1 protein-coding gene is annotated in these 259 nt (G+C 69.9%); it reads left to right on the top strand.

Annotation, left to right across the window (positions count from 1 at the left end; genetic code table 11):
- The coding region (locus tag KVT37_RS32370; RefSeq protein WP_306797044.1) for an ABC transporter substrate-binding protein at positions 1 to 259 on the top strand (259 nt) is incomplete at both ends.

The following is a 259-nucleotide window of genomic DNA, read 5'->3' as shown; positions in this document are numbered from 1 at the left end:
GCGGGGGCGGGATTCCCCTGCGGCGACGGACCGGACCCGGTGCCGAAGCCCCCGCTGGGGGAAAGCTGGAAGCCGAATGGCGACGGCACGGTGTGGACCTTCACGCCGCGCAAGGGCGGCAAATTCCATTCGGGCGGCGAGAAGAAGGCCGAGGACGTGATCCCCAGCAACCACCCGCCCGCCGATCCGGGCAATTCGTCCAACGCGCTGTCGGTGTTCCCCGGCAACCTGCAGAAGGGCGCCCCGAAGAAGGTCGACG

Source organism: Mesorhizobium sp. GbtcB19, assembly GCF_019091085.1.
In the GTDB taxonomy this organism is placed as follows: Bacteria; Pseudomonadota; Alphaproteobacteria; order Rhizobiales; family Rhizobiaceae; genus Mesorhizobium.
Note: the sequence above shows the minus strand (reverse complement) of the source record. Positions and strands in the feature narration are given on the sequence as shown.